This is a genomic window from Dyadobacter sp. SG02 (assembly GCF_900109045.1).
In the GTDB taxonomy this organism is placed as follows: Bacteria; Bacteroidota; Bacteroidia; order Cytophagales; family Spirosomataceae; genus Dyadobacter.
The window spans coordinates 244,193-262,514 of record NZ_FNYL01000003.1; the positions used below are offsets into that span (position 1 = coordinate 244,193).

At 49.6% G+C, this 18,322-nt stretch carries 18 protein-coding genes; 11 read left to right on the forward strand and 7 right to left on the reverse strand.

What is annotated here, in order from left to right; translation table 11 throughout:
• The first annotated feature begins 276 nt into the window (after positions 1-276).
• The gene (locus BMW93_RS08065) at positions 277-597 is read left to right on the forward strand and encodes a hypothetical protein (RefSeq protein WP_090374713.1); all 321 of its coding nucleotides are present in this window, start codon (positions 277-279) and stop codon (positions 595-597) included.
• A gap of 12 nt (positions 598-609) precedes the next feature.
• Complete coding sequence (locus tag BMW93_RS08070; RefSeq protein WP_090374714.1) at positions 610-3,954, forward strand: VCBS repeat-containing protein; 3,345 nt, start codon at positions 610-612, stop codon at positions 3,952-3,954.
• Here BMW93_RS08070 and BMW93_RS08075 read toward each other — a convergent pair.
• Positions 3,949-4,737 (reverse strand): SDR family oxidoreductase, encoded by a 789-nt coding sequence (locus BMW93_RS08075; RefSeq protein ID WP_090374715.1) that lies wholly within the window; start codon positions 4,735-4,737, stop codon positions 3,949-3,951. The genes BMW93_RS08070 and BMW93_RS08075 overlap by 6 nt on opposite strands.
• Positions 4,738-4,914: 177 nt before the next feature.
• Here BMW93_RS08075 and purH point away from each other — a divergent pair, with 177 nt between their 5' ends.
• From purH to BMW93_RS08090, 3 genes are all read left to right on the forward strand, one after another.
• Positions 4,915-6,450 (forward strand): bifunctional phosphoribosylaminoimidazolecarboxamide formyltransferase/IMP cyclohydrolase, encoded by a 1,536-nt coding sequence (purH, locus tag BMW93_RS08080; RefSeq protein ID WP_090374716.1) that lies wholly within the window; start codon positions 4,915-4,917, stop codon positions 6,448-6,450.
• 54 nt (positions 6,451-6,504) lie between these two features.
• On the forward strand, positions 6,505-7,317 hold the full coding sequence (locus tag BMW93_RS08085) for a hypothetical protein (RefSeq protein WP_090374717.1): 813 nt from the start codon (positions 6,505-6,507) through the stop codon (positions 7,315-7,317).
• A gap of 84 nt (positions 7,318-7,401) precedes the next feature.
• Positions 7,402-9,021 carry a sodium:solute symporter family transporter gene (locus BMW93_RS08090; protein ID WP_090374718.1) on the forward strand — a complete coding sequence of 540 codons (1,620 nt, stop codon included), beginning with the start codon at positions 7,402-7,404 and terminating at the stop codon, positions 9,019-9,021.
• Between the two features lie 72 nt (positions 9,022-9,093).
• Here BMW93_RS08090 and BMW93_RS08095 read toward each other — a convergent pair whose 3' ends face one another.
• Together BMW93_RS08095 and BMW93_RS08100 are read right to left on the reverse strand one after the other, a co-directional pair.
• Positions 9,094-9,537: a peptidylprolyl isomerase gene (locus tag BMW93_RS08095; protein ID WP_090374719.1), complete on the reverse strand. Its 444-nt coding sequence runs from the start codon at positions 9,535-9,537 to the stop codon at positions 9,094-9,096.
• 138 nt (positions 9,538-9,675) lie between these two features.
• Positions 9,676-10,443, reverse strand: a complete 768-nt coding sequence (locus tag BMW93_RS08100) for a lytic transglycosylase domain-containing protein (RefSeq protein WP_090374720.1) — start codon at positions 10,441-10,443, stop codon at positions 9,676-9,678.
• 468 nt (positions 10,444-10,911) lie between these two features.
• Here BMW93_RS08100 and glp point away from each other — a divergent pair, with 468 nt between their 5' ends.
• From glp to moaA, 5 genes are all read left to right on the forward strand, one after another.
• Positions 10,912-12,102 (forward strand): gephyrin-like molybdotransferase Glp, encoded by a 1,191-nt coding sequence (gene glp / locus BMW93_RS08105; RefSeq protein ID WP_090374721.1) that lies wholly within the window; start codon positions 10,912-10,914, stop codon positions 12,100-12,102.
• A 50-nt stretch (positions 12,103-12,152) separates the two neighbouring features.
• Positions 12,153-12,392, forward strand: a complete 240-nt coding sequence (locus tag BMW93_RS08110) for a MoaD/ThiS family protein (RefSeq protein WP_090375070.1) — start codon at positions 12,153-12,155, stop codon at positions 12,390-12,392.
• A 9-nt stretch (positions 12,393-12,401) separates the two neighbouring features.
• Entirely contained in the window at positions 12,402-12,848 is a 447-nt protein-coding gene (locus BMW93_RS08115; RefSeq protein WP_090374722.1) for a molybdenum cofactor biosynthesis protein MoaE, read from the forward strand.
• Between the two features lie 88 nt (positions 12,849-12,936).
• Complete coding sequence (moaCB, locus tag BMW93_RS08120; RefSeq protein WP_090374723.1) at positions 12,937-13,845, forward strand: bifunctional molybdenum cofactor biosynthesis protein MoaC/MoaB; 909 nt, start codon at positions 12,937-12,939, stop codon at positions 13,843-13,845.
• Positions 13,846-13,854: 9 nt separating this feature from the next.
• A complete protein-coding gene (moaA, locus tag BMW93_RS08125; RefSeq protein ID WP_090374724.1) occupies positions 13,855-14,847 on the forward strand; it encodes a GTP 3',8-cyclase MoaA in 993 nt (330 codons plus the stop codon).
• Here moaA and BMW93_RS08130 read toward each other — a convergent pair.
• Positions 14,844-15,155 carry a type II toxin-antitoxin system RelE/ParE family toxin gene (locus BMW93_RS08130; protein WP_090374725.1) on the reverse strand — a complete coding sequence of 104 codons (312 nt, stop codon included), beginning with the start codon at positions 15,153-15,155 and terminating at the stop codon, positions 14,844-14,846. The two genes, moaA and BMW93_RS08130, sit on opposite strands and share 4 nt — an antisense overlap.
• Complete coding sequence (locus BMW93_RS08135; protein WP_090374726.1) at positions 15,156-15,377, reverse strand: addiction module protein; 222 nt, start codon at positions 15,375-15,377, stop codon at positions 15,156-15,158.
• Between the two features lie 228 nt (positions 15,378-15,605).
• Here BMW93_RS08135 and BMW93_RS08140 point away from each other — a divergent pair, with 228 nt between their 5' ends.
• A complete protein-coding gene (locus tag BMW93_RS08140) occupies positions 15,606-16,025 on the forward strand; it encodes a hypothetical protein (protein ID WP_090374727.1) in 420 nt (139 codons plus the stop codon).
• 70 nt (positions 16,026-16,095) lie between these two features.
• On the opposite strand, the gene BMW93_RS08145 is transcribed toward BMW93_RS08140, so the two are convergent.
• Positions 16,096-17,289, reverse strand: a complete 1,194-nt coding sequence (locus BMW93_RS08145; protein ID WP_090374728.1) for a glycosyltransferase family 87 protein — start codon at positions 17,287-17,289, stop codon at positions 16,096-16,098.
• 61 nt (positions 17,290-17,350) lie between these two features.
• Complete coding sequence (locus BMW93_RS08150; RefSeq protein ID WP_090374729.1) at positions 17,351-18,280, reverse strand: alpha/beta hydrolase; 930 nt, start codon at positions 18,278-18,280, stop codon at positions 17,351-17,353.
• Between the last annotated feature and the right edge of the window lie 42 nt (positions 18,281-18,322).

Consider the following 18,322-nt stretch of genomic DNA (forward strand, 5'->3'; position numbering starts at 1 on the left):
AACTGGGAAAATAACGGACTCAAAGTTACGCACATCAACGAAGGAAGTCCAGCAAAAAGTTGCGTAAAGTGGCGGGCGGGGCATCGGAGGCGTTTAACGTATTGTATTATCCAGATTCTTTGTATTATTTTGTATAAAACGTAGTGTAAAATTTATATTTTTTCATACTAAAATTCACGGTAAAGTCTGTTTGGTTTTGGGATATTTGTGGATAAGTGTCGAAAGAATGTTAAAATGGTACAGCGTCACCTCCTTGGAGCTAGTAATATCTAACCTATGATGAATTTATACATTGATATACCCCGTCGATACGCATTCCGGACCGCCCTGGCTCCGCGCGTCAAGGCAAAACAATTCTTTTCGAAATTTGGAATCTTTGCATTACTCCTCGCTGCTTTTTCCGGTACTGATCCCGAAGTTGACAGCATAGGTTATTTCAATCATAATGCCCCCGGCTTTTGCACAGATCAGAATAACACCTTCGCTTCGGAAGCGCCGTCGGGCTGGAATGGTTTCACTACTTTGGCCGATTTTTACGACACCTTCGAAAAGGAAGGCGCGAGCGTCGGGAAACCCGCATCAGGTCGCGATAAGTAACATTTTCGTATAATGACGATAAATTGCCTGGCCGCTATCCGGACGCTCGTTTTGCTCGGGGTACTGTATACCATGTTCTCTTGCAGCGATTCCGGCAAAAATGAGAATGGCCTTTTCGAGGAAATGGACGCCGCCCAAACCGGGATCGATTTCGTGAACAAGGTGGAGGACCGGGAGGATATCAACATATTCAATTACCGCAATTTCTACAACGGTGGGGGCGTGTCGATCGGAGATATTAACAACGACGGCCTGCCGGATATCTATTTCACCGCCAATATGGGTGAAAACAAACTTTACCTGAACAAAGGGAACTGGAAGTTTGAGGATATCACGGCAAAAGCCGGAGTCGCTGAACCCGACAAATGGAGCACCGGCGTGGTAATGGCCGATGTGAATGGTGATAACCTGCTCGACATCTACGTCTGCAATGCGGGCTACCAAAAGTTTCTGAATAAACAGGGAAATGCACTTTACATTAACAACGGCGATCTGACATTCACCGAATCGGCTAAAAAATACGGCCTGGATGAGACAGGCTACACCACCCATGCCGCGTTCCTGGACTATGACCTCGACGGTGACCTCGACGCATACGTATTGAACAACAGTTTTATCCCCGTCAATACCCTTAATTATGCGAATGACCGCAACCTGCGCGCGAAGGACTGGCCGGTGAAGGATTTTCTCAAAGGCGGCGGGGCCAAATTGTTTCGTAACGACGGCGGGAAATTCAAAGATGTGAGTGAGGAAGCGGGCATTTACGGAAGCCTGATCGGCTTCGGGCTCGGCGTGACCGTGGGCGATATCAATGGGGACCTGTATCCCGACATTTACATTTGCAACGACTTCTACGAAAAGGATTATCTGTATATCAATCAAAAGGATGGCACATTTTCGGAAGAACTTGAAAAACGTATAAAGCACACAAGCCTCGCTTCCATGGGGGCTGATATGGCCGATATCAACAATGACGGCTATCCCGAGCTCTTCGTAACCGACATGCTCCCGCGCGACGAGTATCGGTACAAAACGACGACTTCATTCGAGAACCATTACCTTTTTAACCTGAAAAAGGAAAAGGGTTTTTATAACCAATACATGCAGAACAGTCTGCAATTCAACAACCAGGACGGTACATTCAGCGAAATTGCGAATTACTCGGGTGTGGCAGCAAGCGATTGGAGCTGGGGTGCGTTGCTTTTTGACGCGGATAATGATTCGAAGACCGATATCTATATTTCTAACGGCATTTACCACGACATTCTGGATCAGGACTTTATCGATTTTTTTGCCAACGAGGTCACGCGGAAAATGGTTATGTCCGGGGAAAAGGAAAATATGCAGGAGATCATCGACCGCATGCCCTCTACGCCTATTGCCAACAATTTCTTCCATAATGAAGGAAACCTGCAATTCAAGGAAAAGGCGAAGGAATTCGGGTTCGGCAAGGCGTCGTTTTCAAATGGCGCGGCATATGCCGATCTGGATAACGACGGTGACCTGGATCTGGTAGTCAATAATGTAAATGAGCCCTGTTTTGTATATAAAAACAAATCCGAGGCGCTAAAAGACAAAAACCATTACGTCAAATTCAATCTCAAAGGCTCGGGTATGAACACCCACGCAGTCGGCTCCAAAGTGGAGGTCTACGCGGGCGGGCAGGTGTTCAGCAGGCAGGTGAGCCCGTCTCGGGGCTTTCAGTCGAGTACGGAATACCCGCTTACGATCGGTTTGGGGCAAATTGCAGCTATTGATTCGGTACGTGTACTCTGGCCGACCAGAAAGGTAACCACCATCCGGGCTGTCAGGCCGGATACTTTACTGACGCTCGCTATCGGAGATGCCGGAGATTTGTTCAACGGGCCGGTGACTAAGCATCATCCCATGCTCACGGGCGTCGCATCAAAGGGCCTTGGTGCGCACCGGGAGAACCGATACGAGGATTTTTACAATGAAAGAAACATCCCGGTAATGCTCTCGCAGGAAGGTCCGAAGGCGGCGATCGGCGATGTGAACGGGGATGGGCTCGATGACATTTATGTGTGCGGCGGAAAGGGGCAGGGTGGGCAGTTGTATTTGCAAAAGGATGGGCAGTTCGTAAAATCATCGCAGAAGGCATTCAGCGATATGGCGGATTTTGAGGATACGGCGGCATTGCTTTTTGATGCCGATGGCGACGGAGATTCCGACCTGGCTGTCGGCAGTGGCGGGAATGAGAGCCTGGCGACCAAACCAGATTTGCCAACGCGACTGTACGTGAATGACGGAAAAGGCAATTTTACCCACAACAACCGTGCATTTCCGCCCAATGCGATGAATACCGCCGTAATCGTGGCCGAGGATTTCGACCGCGACGGCGACCTCGATTTGTTTGCAGGCAGCCGGAGCGTTCCCCGGGAATATGGTTCCAGTCCTTCGAGCTACATTTATCTGAATGACGGGAAAGGCAATTTTGAAGAGGTTACGCGGACAATGGCGCCCGGGTTGGCCAAAGTGGGGATGGTGCGCGATGCTGCCTGGGTGGATATCGATGGCGACGGGCAGAAAGAGCTTGTAATCGTGGGAGATTGGATGGCTCCTGCCGCATTCAGGTTTTCAAATGGTGGTTTCAGGAAAATAGAAACCGGCCTGGACGCATTCGAAGGTTTCTGGGGCTCGCTGAAAACGGGTGATTTCGATGGCGATGGTGACCAGGATCTGGTATTGGGAAATATCGGAGAAAACTTTTCACTTAAAGCGGCGGCGGATGCGCCCCTGAAAATGTGGATCAATGATTTTAATAAAAATGGGACTACTGAACAGGTCATTTCCAAAACCATTGACGCCAAAGACCTGCCCGTACTGCTGAAACGCGAGATGACAGGGCAATTTCCTTTTCTCAAAAAGAAAAGTATCAAGCATTCGGAATATGCGGTGCTTACGGTTCAGGACCTGTTTCCGGACGATCTGATCAAGTCGGCTGTGAAAAAATCGGCGACTTACCTGCAATCGGGCATTGCAGTGAATGATGGAAAAGGACAATTTAAAATGGTTGCATTGCCATATCTGGCGCAGTTTTCCTGTCTTAATGCAATTCAGAGCGAGGACGTTAATCGCGACGGCAAACCCGACCTTGTCGTGGCCGGCAATTTTACCCATTTCATTCCCCAATTCGGAAGTTTGGATGCCTGCCGCGGTAATGTGCTGATCAATAAAGGCAATATGCGGTTTGAGGTTTTGCGGTCTGTTCAGAGCGGTTATGCGCTGGACGGAGAGGTGAAACAAATCGGCCGGATCAATATTGCCGGGCAGCCTTATCTGATCAATCTTGTAAATAACGCTGCGCCGGTTTTGTTTAAAATCAATCAATTATAAACTCTCTGTCCGCCCGCCATCCACCGCCAGGCTCACCCCGCTGATACTCCCCGCCGCCGGACTGGCGAGAAACGCCACCGCCGCGGCCACCTCTTTGGCTTCGCTGAACCGGCGAATAGGAATGCCCGCTTTCAGCTCTTCGGCAACCTGCTCTTTCGTTTTACCCTGATTTTTACTCCGCATTTCGAATACGGCATCCAGTCGCGCTGTTTCGGTGTAACCCGGCAGCACATTGTTGACGGTGATCCCATATTGCCCGAGTTCAAGCGATAGGGTTTTAGCCCAGCTCGCCACGGCGCCGCGGATGGTGTTGGAGACGCCGAGGCCGATGATCGGCTGCTTCACCGAGGTGCTGATAATGTTGATAATGCGGCCAAAACCTTCCTTTTTCATCGACGGTACCACCGATTGTGCCAGAAACTGGTTGTTGATCACGTGCATTTGAAAAGTTTTCAGGAACTGGTCGGGTTCGGCTTCGATAATAGGGCCGCCGGATGGGCCTCCTGTATTATTAACCAGAATATGAACCTCCGGACAGAGGCGCAGGTAATTTTCAACGGCGGATTTGACGGACTCATGGTCGGCGAAATCGGCTACCACGTACCGGTGAAGCTGGCCGAGAGAGGTGTCCAGGTCTTCGACGGCTTCCCGCAGTTTTTCTTCGTTCCGGGCCACGAGGGTCACATTTGCGCCAAGTAATGCGAGTTCAACGGCGGCGGCGAGCCCGATGCCCTGGGTGCTTCCGCATACGATCGCTGTTTTTCCGGTCAGGTCGAGGTTCATGGTTTTGGCTTTTTAAACTTGGTTTCAGAATGATAACGTTTTGTTTTTCGTCTGCTCCACTTCCTGTTTCGTTGATTTTTCGGCTATCTTTGCGGTTTATTTTTCATCATGGGACAAGCCGAAATGCCGAATGTAAGCAAAATCCCGCATTTGTAATCTTAGAGCAAACGTTGCACAATGTCTAAAAAAATCCAATCCGCGCTTATTTCTGTTTATTACAAAGACGGTCTTGAGCCTTTGGTCCGCCTCCTGCACGACAACGGCGTAAAGCTGTACTCCACCGGGGGAACTCAGACTTTCATTGAAAATCTCAACATTCCCGTAACCGCTGCCGAAGAGCTGACCGGTTATCCATCGATTTTCGGCGGGCGTGTTAAAACGCTTCACCCGGCCATTATGGGCGGCATTTTGTACCGTCGCGACGATGCGGGAGATGTAGCACAGGCGGAACAATACAATATCCCGGCTATCGATATGGTGGTGGTGGATCTATATCCTTTCGAGGAAACGGTGGCATCCGGCGCGAGCGAGGAGGATATTATCGAGAAGATAGACATTGGCGGTATCTCCCTGATCCGCGCAACGGCGAAGAATTTTAAAGATACACTGATCGTTTCTTCCCGCAGCCAGTATGCGGAAGTGGTCGAACTATTGAACGCGAAAGCAGGTGCCACGGATATTGAAGACCGCCGCTACTATGCCGGTCTCGCGTTCGGGGTTTCGTCGCATTACGATGGCGCGATCAACAGCTTCTTCACTTCCGGAAAAGAAGCGACTGATAAGGAGCTTTTCGATTTCACCAATCTTGCTTCACAAACGCTGCGTTACGGCGAGAACCCGCACCAGAGCGCGACTTACTACGGTGATCTGGAAGGTATTTTCGATAAACTGCACGGAAAAGAGCTTTCCTATAACAACCTCGTGGACGTGGATGCGTGCGTGAGCCTGATCGACGAATTCGCTGACGCTCAGCCTACATTCGCGATCATCAAGCATACCAATGCCTGCGGTATCGCTACGGCGCCTACTGCGAAAGAGGCTTATGATAATGCATTGGCCTGCGATCCGGTTTCAGCATTCGGTGGTGTGGTTATTACCAATACCAAAGTCGATCTGGCAACTGCCGGGGAGCTGAACAAGCTGTTCATGGAAATTTTGATCGCACCTGCTTACGACGAGGATGCGTTGCAGCTTTTGAAATCCAAAAAGAACCGCATTCTGTTGAAGCGTAATGCAGTGGTATTGCCGCAAATCATGTTCAAAACTATCCTGAATGGTGTTTTGGTGCAGGACAAGGACCTTGCGACCGAAGTAGCGGAGCAGTTTACGACCGTTACCGAGAAGGCGCCGACCGCCAGCGAGGTTACAGCCCTTGAATTTGCATTGAAAGTCTGCAAACATACCAAATCGAACACCATCGTTCTGGCCAGAGAAAACCAGTTGCTGGCGAGCGGTACCGGCCAGACTTCCCGCGTGGATGCATTGCGCCAGGCTATCGAGAAGGCGAAAGCATTTGGTTTCGACCTGAATGGGGCGGTAATGGCTTCGGACGCGTTCTTCCCGTTTGCGGATTGTGTTGAAATCGCGCATCATGCGGGCATAACCGCGGTGGTCCAGCCGGGCGGTTCTATTCGTGACAAGGATTCGGTGGATTATTGCAACGCGAATGGCCTTGCGATGGTAACTACCGGGGTTCGTCACTTTAAGCATTAATTTTGATTGCCACGAAAGCACGAATTCGTGCTTTCGTGGCAAAAAATGTAACCCTTGAACCCACTCCGGAAAGTCACCCGATTCCTTCTGACCGGATTCGTCATCCTGTTGGGTAGCCTCTTTTTTCTCTACCCTCAGATATTCTACTGCGAGCTCATCGCATTCTCCAATTTCAAGTCAACGGATAAAAAGGTCTATTTCAGCCCGGATATCAACCCCAATAAATATAAAACCCTCAGAAGAATCGTCGCGCTCGCCGAGGCGCGTGTAGACTCCTTTTACCAAGGCAAAAAATCCAGTCCCCAAATCATTATCTGCCAGACGCCACAGCAGTACCAAAAGTATTGCAGCAGCACCGAAGGCGCCGGGTGCAGCATTGGTACGCCGTGGGGAAGCTCCTACGTGATCCTGAATGCGCAAGGGATGAATACCGATGTGATCGCCCATGAAATGAGCCATATCGAACTGCTGAAACGCATTGGCTGGTGGCGCACTACGAACGATATTCCCCAATGGTTCAACGAAGGCCTCGCACTCATGCTCGACCGCCGCTTCGTAAGCGAAACTGCCCCGCGTGATCGTTACCGCGCCTACAAGTACGAGTGGCGCTACTATACGCGCAACGGCCGCGATCTGCTCTTGCTCAAAGACATTTCCACCATGCGGGAGTTTTTTGGAGGAGGGCAAAAACACGTGATGAGTGCTTACATGACGGCCGGAATGGAGGTTTCCTACTGGCTTTTGCTTAGGCGGGATGCTGGCTTACAGCAGTTTATCGGGAAAATGCGAGCGGGTACGCCCTTCATGGAAGCCTACGGCCCGATGAATCCTCACCATTTTAAAGATTCGAAGAAAATATCAGAGTAAAGCATTATCAATAGTTGCTTACAGGCTATATTTATGGGCTAATCGCGCTGATCAATCTTAATCATTCAATCTATATTATTGGAAATGCAACAATTACAAACCCTGGATTATGTCGTTTTCTTCTTTTACTTCATTGTAGTCTCCGGTTACGGTTATTGGATTTATCAGCGGAAAAAATCAAAAGTTGAATCTACAAAAGACTTCTTCCTCGCAGAGGGCTCTCTCACCTGGTGGGCGATCGGCGCTTCACTGATTGCGTCGAACATTTCGGCGGAACAGTTTATCGGGATGTCGGGGAACGGCTTTTCGATGGGGCTCGGGATCTCCACTTACGAATGGATGGCGGCGGCAACACTCATTATAGTGGCCGTCTTTTTTATGCCTATCTATCTCAAAAACAAAATTTACACCATGCCGCAGTTCCTCAGCCAACGATATAATCAATCGGTGAGCTTGATTATGGCGGTATTTTGGCTGGCACTATATATCCTTGTGAACCTTACCTCGATCCTGTACCTGGGAGCGCTGGCGGTTTCGGGTATTTCAGGGCTTGATTTTCAGTTCTGTATGATCGCACTGGCGGCTTTCGCGATCATTATCACGATCGGGGGTATGAAAGTGATCGGTTTTACGGACGTAATTCAGGTGTTCTTCCTCGTGATCGGCGGGTTAGCTACGACTTACCTGGCGATCAATCTCGTATCGGATAATGCAGGCGTGGATGGCATTGTGCAGGGTTTCAAGGTAATGCGTGACAATCACGACGATCACTTCCACATGATCTTCCCAAAATCCAGTCCGTTCTACATGCAGTTACCGGGCTTGGCAGTGTTGCTGGGAGGTATGTGGATCGTGAACCTGAACTACTGGGGCTGTAACCAATATATTACCCAGCGCGCATTGGGAGCCGATCTGAAAACGGCCCGCAATGGTATTCTTTTCGCAGCGTTCCTTAAATTATTGATGCCGGTGATCGTGGTATTGCCCGGTATTGCGGCCTATGCATTGTACAGCAAAGGCATGTTCCAGGCGGAAATGCTGGGCGACGACGGGGTGATTAATGCGGATAAAGCTTATCCGGTTCTTCTGAACCTGCTCCCAACCGGTTTGAAAGGTCTTTCTTTCGCTGCATTGACGGCCGCCGTAGTGGCGTCCCTGGCTGGTAAAGCGAACAGTATTTCGACGATTTTTACACTGGATATTTTCAAAAACTACATCGGCAAGAACGCCGACGAGAAGACACTCGTACGCATTGGTCGTGCGGTGGTAGTGATTTCGATGATCCTCGCGATTATCGTTTCTCCTTATATGGGTATCGATAAAAAAGGTGGTTTCCAGTTTATCCAGGAAATGACGGGGCTTCTGTCACCGGGTATCTTCGCCTCGTTCATCATGGGCTTCTTCTGGAAACGTACCAACTCTGCGGGCGCATTGTTCGCGATCGTAGGCGGGTTCCTGATCGCCCTCGCGATGCATAACAACTACTTTCCGTTCGCCGACTGGACCCAGGTTCCATTCCTCGATCGTATGGGCCTCGTGTTCCTGATTTGTGTTGCGGTAATGGTAATTCTGGGTCTGATAATGCCTGACGAAAAGAAGGGACTTGCCATCGACGCATCGATGTTCATGCCACACCGCACTTTCGTTACCGGCGCCATCGTCGTAATCGCGATTATCTCTTACCTGTACGGCCATTTCTGGTGAGATAGCCATCATATCAAAACGAAAAGGGGCCGGAATCAACTTCCGGCCCCTTTTCGTTTGATTTGAATAAGCTTACGCCTGTTCTTCGATGATCGTGATCTTCTGGATCTTGTCGCCCTGACGGATCGCGTCAACCGTCTCCACGCCTTCCACTACACGGCCGAAGCAGGTATGGTTTCTGTCGAGGTGAGCGGTGTTGTTGCGGCTGTGGCAGATAAAGAACTGTGAACCACCGGTGTTACGGCCTGCGTGTGCCATCGAAAGCACGCCACGGTCGTGGTATTGGTTGCCGCCGGTAAGCTCGCAATCGATGTGGTAACCAGGACCTCCACGGCCGGTGCCGGTAGGATCGCCGCCCTGGATTACGAAATCAGGGATTACGCGGTGGAAAATCACGCCGTCGTAAAAGCCTTTTTTAGAAAGATCAACAAAGTTTTTCACTGTGTTCGGAGCATCCTCATCGTAGAATTCGATGAGCATTGTGCCCTTGTCAGTGATCATTTCCGCTTTTGTCATGTCAAAAGTGAGTATTAAAGAGGTACGAAAGATAATCCGGGCGATGAAGTGCCCGTGTATTAATAACACAAAGAAAAGGATAATGTATCCTTTTCTTCTCATGAACTTTCAAATAAAATAACGGAGGTTGTCCCCTGCCTAAGACCCGGTTTCAGCCTTTGCCAGCGCTGCGGCTTTTTTTTGCTCGATCTTGAATGCGGAAAGGCGGTCGACTACATCGCCGCTGCCCCATTCGCGGCTTCTTTCGGGGTTGGAGAACCATTCTTTTACAGCGAGGATCTTGTAGAGGTACCTGGCTGTCTCCGAATTGAGACGGAGTTTGAAATAATCATCTTTATTCTGCGAATCCATCCGGTTTTGGATGTGCGTCGGGCCTGCGTTGTAGGCAGCGGCTACCAATGTCCAGGAACCCAGTTGTTTATACAGGTCGCGCAGGTACTTGCCTGCTGCGTGGGTCGATTTGACCAAATGTTTGCGGTCGTCCCTGGTTTCGTTTATAACCAGTCCGAGAGATTTTGCGGTGGAAGGCATCAGTTGCCAGTATCCGCCTGCGCCCCGACGGGATGTTGCCTCGTCCTTCATGGCGCTCTCTATCAATGGAATATACTTAAAATCGGCTGGTACTCCGTACTTTCTGAGAATGGGTTCAATGATCCGCATTCTCTTTTTCGTTGTGGTCATCAGCTTACGAAAAGTGGGGTTGTCGTAATTTCTGATCGTGTTTTGATATCGCTCGGCGATTCGAAGCTCTGATAAAGGAACGGCTTCGCCACAGAAGTCAATAGCAAGAAGATCTGAATCAATTATGTTTGTTTCTTTCAGTTCCTTCTTTTCCACCCCCACCTCACTCATCGGGCTATTCCCGAATATTGCGATTGAGAAGGCCATAAAGATAAGTCTAATCATGCATTTTGTATTTCGTGAAACATCATTTAGGCGCCAGGCCGAATTGCAAAGATAACGGGATTGAATAAATAAAATTTGAATTTGGGGTAAAAAACTGATTTATAGGGGTTTGATAAAAGTAATTCTAGGATAAAAATAAGAATACTACATTTTGTCTCCCGCAAATGATCCTGAATAAAAACCGCGCCAGCCAGACAGAACGTGAAATTTTAATTGGTAAAAAGTGCTTAGCACCAAACGCAAACTCTTGTATTGAATGTAATTATAGCAAGAGAGTGGTTTTTTAGTATAAGTTTTACCTATTGATGGTCAGATGGTTACAAAAATTATTTTGTAGTAATAATGGTATTATTGTGGAAAATATCGCCAATTGTAGGCGAAAATCCGTTTTCAGTCGACATTTTTAGCTCCTCCATTTGCACCTGCGAATGTGTTAACTTGCGCTTTCTGCATGGCATTTTTTGAAATATGGTCACAGTCAACGAGGCAAAACAGCGAATTATTGCAAATACCTTAACGTTGCCAGCGGTGAGAATTCCGGTGGCAGAGGCCGTAGGGAGTTATCTGTCGGAAGATGTAATCTCGCCGATAGCGCTTCCGCCGTTCAGGCAGTCGTCGATGGACGGCTATGCGATATTGCATTCCGACGTGACCGGGTCCGGTACATCGTTGCGCCTGGCAGGGGAATCAAAGGCCGGTCAGGCCGAATTGCCGGTTGTGGGCGCGGGCATGGCCGTGCGCATATTCACAGGAGCGCCCGTACCCGAGGGTGCGACGGCGGTGGTGATGCAGGAAAACACGACGTCGGCCGACGGCTCTGTGCAAATCCGTGAATTTCCGGTTGTGGAGGGTAAAAATATCCGTAGGGAAGGGCAGCAGATCGCCCGGGGAGCGGTTGCATTGCGCGCCGGGACGCTGATTTCGCCGGGTGCGGTCGGTTTTTTGAAAGGGATGAATGTGAATGAAGTAGCCGTCCATTCGAAGCCGCGGGTTGGGTTGCTGGTTACCGGCGATGAGTTGCTGAAAGCGGGCGAGGCATTGGAGCCGGGGAAGATATATGAATCGAATTCCGCAATGCTGCAAGCCGCACTGGCGCAAGCAGGTATCATAGAGGTTTCGATCAGCTATGCTTCCGATGACCTGGATGCGACCATTACGGCGCTGGGAGCATTATTAGAGGAGTATGATGTCGTTCTGGCCTCGGGGGGAATTTCGGTAGGTGATTATGATTTTGTAGGCACCGCACTGGAAGCGCTGGGAGCGGAAACGATCTTTTATAAAGTGCGACAGAAGCCCGGTAAGCCGCTTCTTTTTGGTAGAATGGGTGAAAAACTGATTTTTGCATTGCCTGGGAATCCGGCGTCGTCGCTGGTTTGCTACTATGAATATGTATTGCCGGCATTGAGGAAAATAATGGGAAGCGAAGAACCGTTTTTGCGGTCGGTCCGGCTGCCTTTGCGGCACGCCTACCGTTTCGACGGCGAGCGCGACGAGTTTCTGAAAGCGCGTGTGGAGGGTGATGAAGTGGTTTCGCTCGATGGGCAGGAATCGTTTGTGATAGGTTCGTTTGCCGTTGCAAATGCGATCATTTATTTGCCCGTAGAACAAAATAGGGTAGAAGCAGGGGAGTTGGTGGAAGTACATTTGCTCCCGCTCTGAACCCGAAATGCAGGTTGCGGGTTATTGGGTCATTGGATGACGAGACACAGATGAGCTTTCAAGTCAAATATTTCGGAATGCTGGCGGAGATTGCCGGGCTTTCAGACGAGGTCTGGAATGTGGCAGGCAATCTGACGGTAGGGCAGTTCCGTGCGCAAATGCTGGACAAGTACCCGGCAATGCGCGATAAAAAATTTAAAATAGCGGTTAACCAGAAGATCTCGGAGGATTTTGTATCGATCGAAACCCCCGCGGAAATCGCATTGCTTCCGCCGTTTGCGGGAGGATAACACGAGGACATGGAAAAAGCACATAAACCCAAAAAGGTATTCGTTCAGGGGCCGATCAGCCCCGATTTTGTGGCAAAGTCGATTGCGAGCCACCAATCCAAAACCGGCATTGGCGCTCACGCGATTTTTCTCGGGCAAATCCGCGCCGATCAAAAGGAAGGCGGCGTCGTAACGGGCATCGATTATACCGCATATGAAGAAATGGCCGAGCAGGCGTTTCACGACATCCGCGAGGCCGCATTTGCCAGATTCGAGCTTACTTGCATGCATATTTACCATAGCCTCGGCCTCGTCCCGACCGGCGAGATCAGCCTTTTTGTATTCGTGTCATCCCCGCATCGCAGGGCCGCGTTTGAGGCTTCGGAGTATATTGTGGAAGAGATCAAGGCCAACGTGCCCATTTTCGGCAAGGAACTGGTGGGGGACGCGGGGTTTGTTTGGAAGGAGAATACGTAGTAATTGTGAATGAGTGAATGAGTGAATGAGTGAATGAATGCCTATTCACTATTGACTCATTCACTCATTCACTCATTCAACATTTTAAATGGTCGACATTACCCATAAAACCAACACGCTCCGCATCGCCACTGCGCAGGCTATTGTGCAAGTGAGCAAGCCGGAAACCGTGGAGGCGATTCAAAACCGGACTGTGCCGAAAGGCGATGTGTTTGAAATGGCCAAGGCGGCCGGTTTTTTGGCCGTTAAGAAAACACCCGATCTGTTGCCCGACTGCCATCCGATCCCGGTGGAATATACCGGCGTACAATACAGGATCGAAGATTTGACGATTGTCATCGAGTTGACAGTCAAAACGATATATAAAACCGGTGTAGAGGTGGAGGCCATGCACGGCGCGTCGGTGGTAGCGCTGACGATGTACGACATGCTCAAACCGATAGACAAAGGTGTTGAAATACGGAACATTCGTTTGTTGGAGAAAAAGGGAGGAAAAAGCGACCGTAAACCCGCGCCGGAGGGATTGAAAACAGCAGTAGTAGTTTGCTCCGATAGCATTTCGAATGGAATCGGCGAAGACAAATCAGGCAGGAAGATTATTGAAAAACTGAAAGCGTTCCAGCTTGAAGTAGGCGATTACAGCGTCATCGCCGACGACAAGGCCGGCATTCAAAATAAATTGCATTCATTGCAAGCCGCCGGGTACAATATGGTGCTGATTACAGGCGGCACCGGTCTGTCGCCCCGCGACGTGACGCCCGAGGCGGTTTCTGAACTGCTCGACCGGGAAATCCCGGGTATTGCAGAGACGGCGCGGCAATACGGCCAGGAGCGGGTTCCGACTTCAATGTTGTCGAGATCGGCGGCTGGTTTTATTGGTGAAATGCTGGTAATTACCATGCCGGGGAGCACAGGCGGCGTTACCGAATATATTGATGCGCTTTTCCCGCATGTTTTGCACGTTTTTAATGTTTTAGAGGGGAAGAAACACGATTAACAACAACATATGGCATCGCCTATTGTAGATACATTTGGTCGCAAGCACACTTATCTGCGCATTTCGCTCACGGATAAGTGCAACCTGCGCTGTACCTATTGTATGCCGCAGGAGGATATGCAATTCATGCCGTCCAAATGGCTGATGCAGGCCGACGAGATTTCCTATCTGGCCGGCGTGTTTGTGGAAATGGGGGTCGAAAAGATCCGGCTTACCGGCGGCGAGCCGCTGGTCCGTAAAGATGCCGGTGAAATCATTTCGGATCTCGGAAAACTTCCTGCTTCACTTACGCTCACTACGAATGCCGTTTACATCGATCAGTTCATTCCGGACTTGAAGGCGGCAGGGGTTACCTCTCTGAACGTCAGCCTGGATACCCTGCAAGAGGAGCGATTCCGGTCGATCACCAAGCGGGATCATTTTACCAAAACACTGAATCACATTCGCTTGCTGCTCGACGAGGGCTTCGTTGTGAAACTCAACATGGTAGTGATGCGGGGAACGAACGACGACGAAGTCAATGATTTCGTGCGGATGACGCTAACCGAACCTAACCTGCACGTCCGCTTTATTGAGTTCATGCCGTTCAAGGGTAACCAATGGGATTTGTCGAAAATCGTTTCCTATGCCGACTTGCTGGCTGGGATCGGACAAGAATTTGAATTTGAACCGGTTGCCGGGGAGTTGCATGATACCGCCCGGCGCTTTCAGGTCAGTGGCGGCTCAGGTACTTTCGGAATCATCGGCACGGTAACCCATCCATTTTGCGAAGGCTGTAACCGCATCCGTCTTACCGCCGACGGCAAGCTTAAAAACTGCCTTTTCGATACCTCCGAGGTCGATTTGCTCACTCCATTGCGCAAGGGAGACGATGTGCGCCCGCTCATTTACGCACATTTCCAGAAAAAGCACTTCGCCCACGGCGGCCACGCCAGTTTCACGGAGCAAAAAGCCAAATCGGAGTATGAGCAGAATAGGGAGATGATTGCAATTGGGGGTTAATCCTCAAATCCTTTCCAGAATTTCATGGGATCACGGTACTGGCACAACACCGCGTGGACCTGGATGATATTGTTCCGCTGATTAACGCTGAAATGGATGCTGTAAGGGAAGAAATCGACCAGGGCAAATCTCACGTCTGCATATCTCAAAGCATAAATTAATGGCGACTCTCTGATCATCATCAATTTATCTTTTACGAGCACGCGGAAGCGTTTTCCAAGGCCAGTCTTTTGTTTTTCGTAATATTCCGAGGCATCGGCAATGTCTTTAAATGCCTCAGGGGTGAATTTAAGTCTGTAAAAAGCCATTTAATCCGCATCCAACATTTTGAATACTTCTTCTTCATCAACCAGGAGTTCGGGGTTGTTCCGGTATTTTTCGCTGCGTCTCTCCACTTCTGATTTTTGCCAATCCTGAACAATTTCTTCGTCGGTCTCTTTGATAATCTCCACCGCATCCATCTTTTGCAAATCCTCGATCAGCGAAGCGGCATATTCTTTTTTGATCCTGATATGATAAGTTACTGACATGGTCTGGACTGTTTGGCTTTACCAAATATACTAAAAACCCAGGCGGATAGAAACGGATAATTCCCATTAAGTCCTCCTCGATGATTCTTCGGGACGATGCAATTGGCGGCTAGTGCCACCCAACCTCCTATTTTACCGTCCAAACTTTGTATGCAACAACGCCATGGCCGGTTGCCTCATTGGTTCGAAATCAAATAAACGGATCAATCAAGTTAACCTTCAAGAGCCATGACTATTAACATCTTTAAAACTGCTGCCGCCGCTACATTCGCATTGTTCACCATCGCTGCCCAGGTGCAGGCCGATCCTATCGTTTCTCCGAAAGCGGAATGCAAAAACAACACTTGTGAGAAGTTTCGTGTCGGCATGTACCGCGTGCGCAATACGATGTCGATGAATGTGATGATGGAAAAAGAAAAGGGTGAAAAAGTGGCGATCCGACTGATGGACAGCAAAGGAAAGCTGATTCACGAGGAATTTGTGCCTAAATACATCACCAAAACCGGTCGGAAAATTAGTTTCGATGAAATGGGCGACGGCGTTTACACGCTTGAAATTTCCAACGAATACGAAAAGATTGTCAAAAGCATTTATTTGTCGACCAAGGAAGTGCGGGAAGTGAATCGGACGCTATTGGGCGTGAATTAATCCACTTAGATATTTTTTTCAGCGTTACAGGATGCCGCCGCAGCGTTCCTGTAACGCTTTTTTTATGCCATTACCTTTCCTGAGCTACTTCGGCTTCCGTTGGCCGGGGCAGTAGCTCGGTGAAGAGCAGGTCATAAATGATTTTACCCCAAATAATAATGCATGGCACCGCTTTCACCACATATGGCCAGAAATAGGTATTTCGGATAAATGGGGGGAAGATGTCGGTAGGGGATAATGTAGTGAATACAAATGCCAGTACGAGTAGCACGTAATTCAGCCTCGTAGGCGCCTGCACGTAATACCATACAGCTACCCCGGCGATAGCGATGATGAAAGTAGGCGATTCGGCGCGGTGGTTGAAAATCACCACCCACACCAGCACTGAGGCCAGCATCAATGCGCGGAAAACGAAGTTGCCGTATGACTTGATTTTAAGCAGCGGCAGGCAGAACAGCGCCACACCGGCAAGGTTGACGTAAGTTTTGTTTACATTCAGCGAAAACCAGATTTTCAGCCAGCCAATTACCGATAAGCCATCGGAAAAGTCCCGGTCGGCCGCCAGCAGCTTCCACCAGGTTTTGTATAGAACTACAAACTGCTCGGGACTCACCGCTACGATCGGCAACACGGTAAGCAGCACTACCCAGGCTGCGGTGGTGTAGGCCAATTTGAGCTTGTTAGGATAGAGCAGGTACAACGCCAGCGCGACGATACCGAACAGTTTGATAAAGATCGTGGAAACGATACACAGCGACGCCATCCAGTATTTATCCCTTTCCAGAAACCCGAACGCAAACAGCAGTAAGCCGGCGATCAGCGCATTACTTTGTTCGTTTTGCGTAGCCGTAAGCAGTTCGACCAGCATGAATGTGATCATCAGCCCTTTTGTCCGTAAATCGATTCTGGGAAGAAAATAAACCGAAAAGAAGATTACCGCCACGTTGATCAGGTTCCAGAAAAACAGGCCGACAAATGTGGGCATAATGGAAAGTATGCCAAAAACCAGGGCGAATGCGGGACTGTACTTGAAGAGGTCCCAATGCTCGGTAACGTGCCACCTGTACAGGTTTTTTCCTTCTATCAAATGGAAGAAAGACTGCTTGAAAATGACGTAGTTATTGTACGAAGTGTAAAGTTGCGGGCCGTTTGGAAAGGATTTGGGGTGAGAAAATACCGATTGAAGCGTAGCAAAGGCCGCAATTGCCAGTACAATGAAGAGGAGTGATCGTTTGTTGATCACCAGGCGGTTAAAAGCATTCATAAACGAATTAATCCCTAGCGTTGATTTTTCTTCAAAACTAGGGATTAATTCATCGTCGGCATCAATTTTTCTGGTATCCCATCGCTTTCAGCCAGCCTTCCATGGCAGCAGGCCAGTTGGCGAGGGAGCCTTTGCCCTCGGTACGCATGCCGTAGCCGTGCCCGCCTTTCGGGTACAAATGCATTTCGGCGGGGATCTTTTTCTTTTTCAGCGCCAGGTAATATTCAATGCTGTTCTCCACGGGCACGCCGGTATCGTCCTGCGCATGAACGAGGAATGCGGGCGGCGTCTGGTCCGAAACCTGCAATTCGTTGGAGTAATATTTGATCAGCTCTTCCGATTTTTCAGGCCCAAGCAGATTGTCGCGTGAGCCTCCGTGCGAGATTGCCGGTTGGAAGGAAATCACAGGGTAAATCAGTATTGAAAAATTCGGTTTGCCATCGGCGGACGCCTTCTCGCCCATATTGTGATGCGTAGACAGTGTAGCCGCAAGGTGCCCGCCGGCCGAAAAGCCCATTACGCCGATCTTGTTCACGTCGATACCCCATTTGGCGGCATTTTGTCGGATGAGTTTCATGCCTTGCATCGCGTCCATCAGCGGGACTTCGTGCTGGTGCGCCATTGCTTTTTCGTTAGGCAGGCGATATTTGAGTACAAATGCCGAAATGCCGCGTTCGTTGAACCATTTGGCAAAATCACTGCCCTCGTGGGAAGCGGCGAGTATGCCGTAACCGCCGCCCGGACATATCATCACCGCAGCCCCGGTGGCTTTTTCTTTGGGCGCAATGTAAGCCGCAATCGTCGGAACCGTAACGCCGCTGATCCGTAGGATGCCCTGTGCATCGGTTACCGATTTTTCTTCAACGTCACTCTTTTTGAAATTGGGGACTTTGCCTTCCGGCCAAAGATTAATGGTCTCTGTTTGTGCCATAGATGGAACTGATAATGCGAGCAGGCTCAAAACGGTAAGGATACGTGCAGTTTTTTTCATTGATTTCCCGTTGCTTTTCCTCGAAAAGACGCCTGCATGGGC

What these genes read in the sequence shown, in the direction of transcription:
- BMW93_RS08115 (WP_090374722.1), top strand. Translation starts at nt 12,402, where the DNA reads ATGGAAAAAGCACATAAACCCAAAAAGGTATTCGTTCAGGGGCCGATC.
- BMW93_RS08135 (WP_090374726.1), bottom strand. Translation starts at nt 15,377, where the DNA reads ATGTCAGTAACTTATCATATCAGGATCAAAAAAGAATATGCCGCTTCG.
- BMW93_RS08090 (WP_090374718.1), top strand. Translation starts at nt 7,402, where the DNA reads ATGCAACAATTACAAACCCTGGATTATGTCGTTTTCTTCTTTTACTTC.
- moaA (WP_090374724.1), top strand. Translation starts at nt 13,855, where the DNA reads ATGGCATCGCCTATTGTAGATACATTTGGTCGCAAGCACACTTATCTG.
- BMW93_RS08130 (WP_090374725.1), bottom strand. Translation starts at nt 15,155, where the DNA reads ATGGCTTTTTACAGACTTAAATTCACCCCTGAGGCATTTAAAGACATT.
- BMW93_RS08095 (WP_090374719.1), bottom strand. Translation starts at nt 9,537, where the DNA reads ATGACAAAAGCGGAAATGATCACTGACAAGGGCACAATGCTCATCGAA.
- BMW93_RS08065 (WP_090374713.1), top strand. Translation starts at nt 277, where the DNA reads ATGATGAATTTATACATTGATATACCCCGTCGATACGCATTCCGGACC.
- glp (WP_090374721.1), top strand. Translation starts at nt 10,912, where the DNA reads ATGGTCACAGTCAACGAGGCAAAACAGCGAATTATTGCAAATACCTTA.
- BMW93_RS08070 (WP_090374714.1), top strand. Translation starts at nt 610, where the DNA reads ATGACGATAAATTGCCTGGCCGCTATCCGGACGCTCGTTTTGCTCGGG.
- BMW93_RS08100 (WP_090374720.1), bottom strand. Translation starts at nt 10,443, where the DNA reads ATGATTAGACTTATCTTTATGGCCTTCTCAATCGCAATATTCGGGAAT.
- BMW93_RS08145 (WP_090374728.1), bottom strand. Translation starts at nt 17,289, where the DNA reads ATGAATGCTTTTAACCGCCTGGTGATCAACAAACGATCACTCCTCTTC.
- BMW93_RS08075 (WP_090374715.1), bottom strand. Translation starts at nt 4,737, where the DNA reads ATGAACCTCGACCTGACCGGAAAAACAGCGATCGTATGCGGAAGCACC.
- BMW93_RS08140 (WP_090374727.1), top strand. Translation starts at nt 15,606, where the DNA reads ATGACTATTAACATCTTTAAAACTGCTGCCGCCGCTACATTCGCATTG.
- moaCB (WP_090374723.1), top strand. Translation starts at nt 12,937, where the DNA reads ATGGTCGACATTACCCATAAAACCAACACGCTCCGCATCGCCACTGCG.
- BMW93_RS08150 (WP_090374729.1), bottom strand. Translation starts at nt 18,280, where the DNA reads ATGAAAAAAACTGCACGTATCCTTACCGTTTTGAGCCTGCTCGCATTA.
- purH (WP_090374716.1), top strand. Translation starts at nt 4,915, where the DNA reads ATGTCTAAAAAAATCCAATCCGCGCTTATTTCTGTTTATTACAAAGAC.
- BMW93_RS08110 (WP_090375070.1), top strand. Translation starts at nt 12,153, where the DNA reads ATGAGCTTTCAAGTCAAATATTTCGGAATGCTGGCGGAGATTGCCGGG.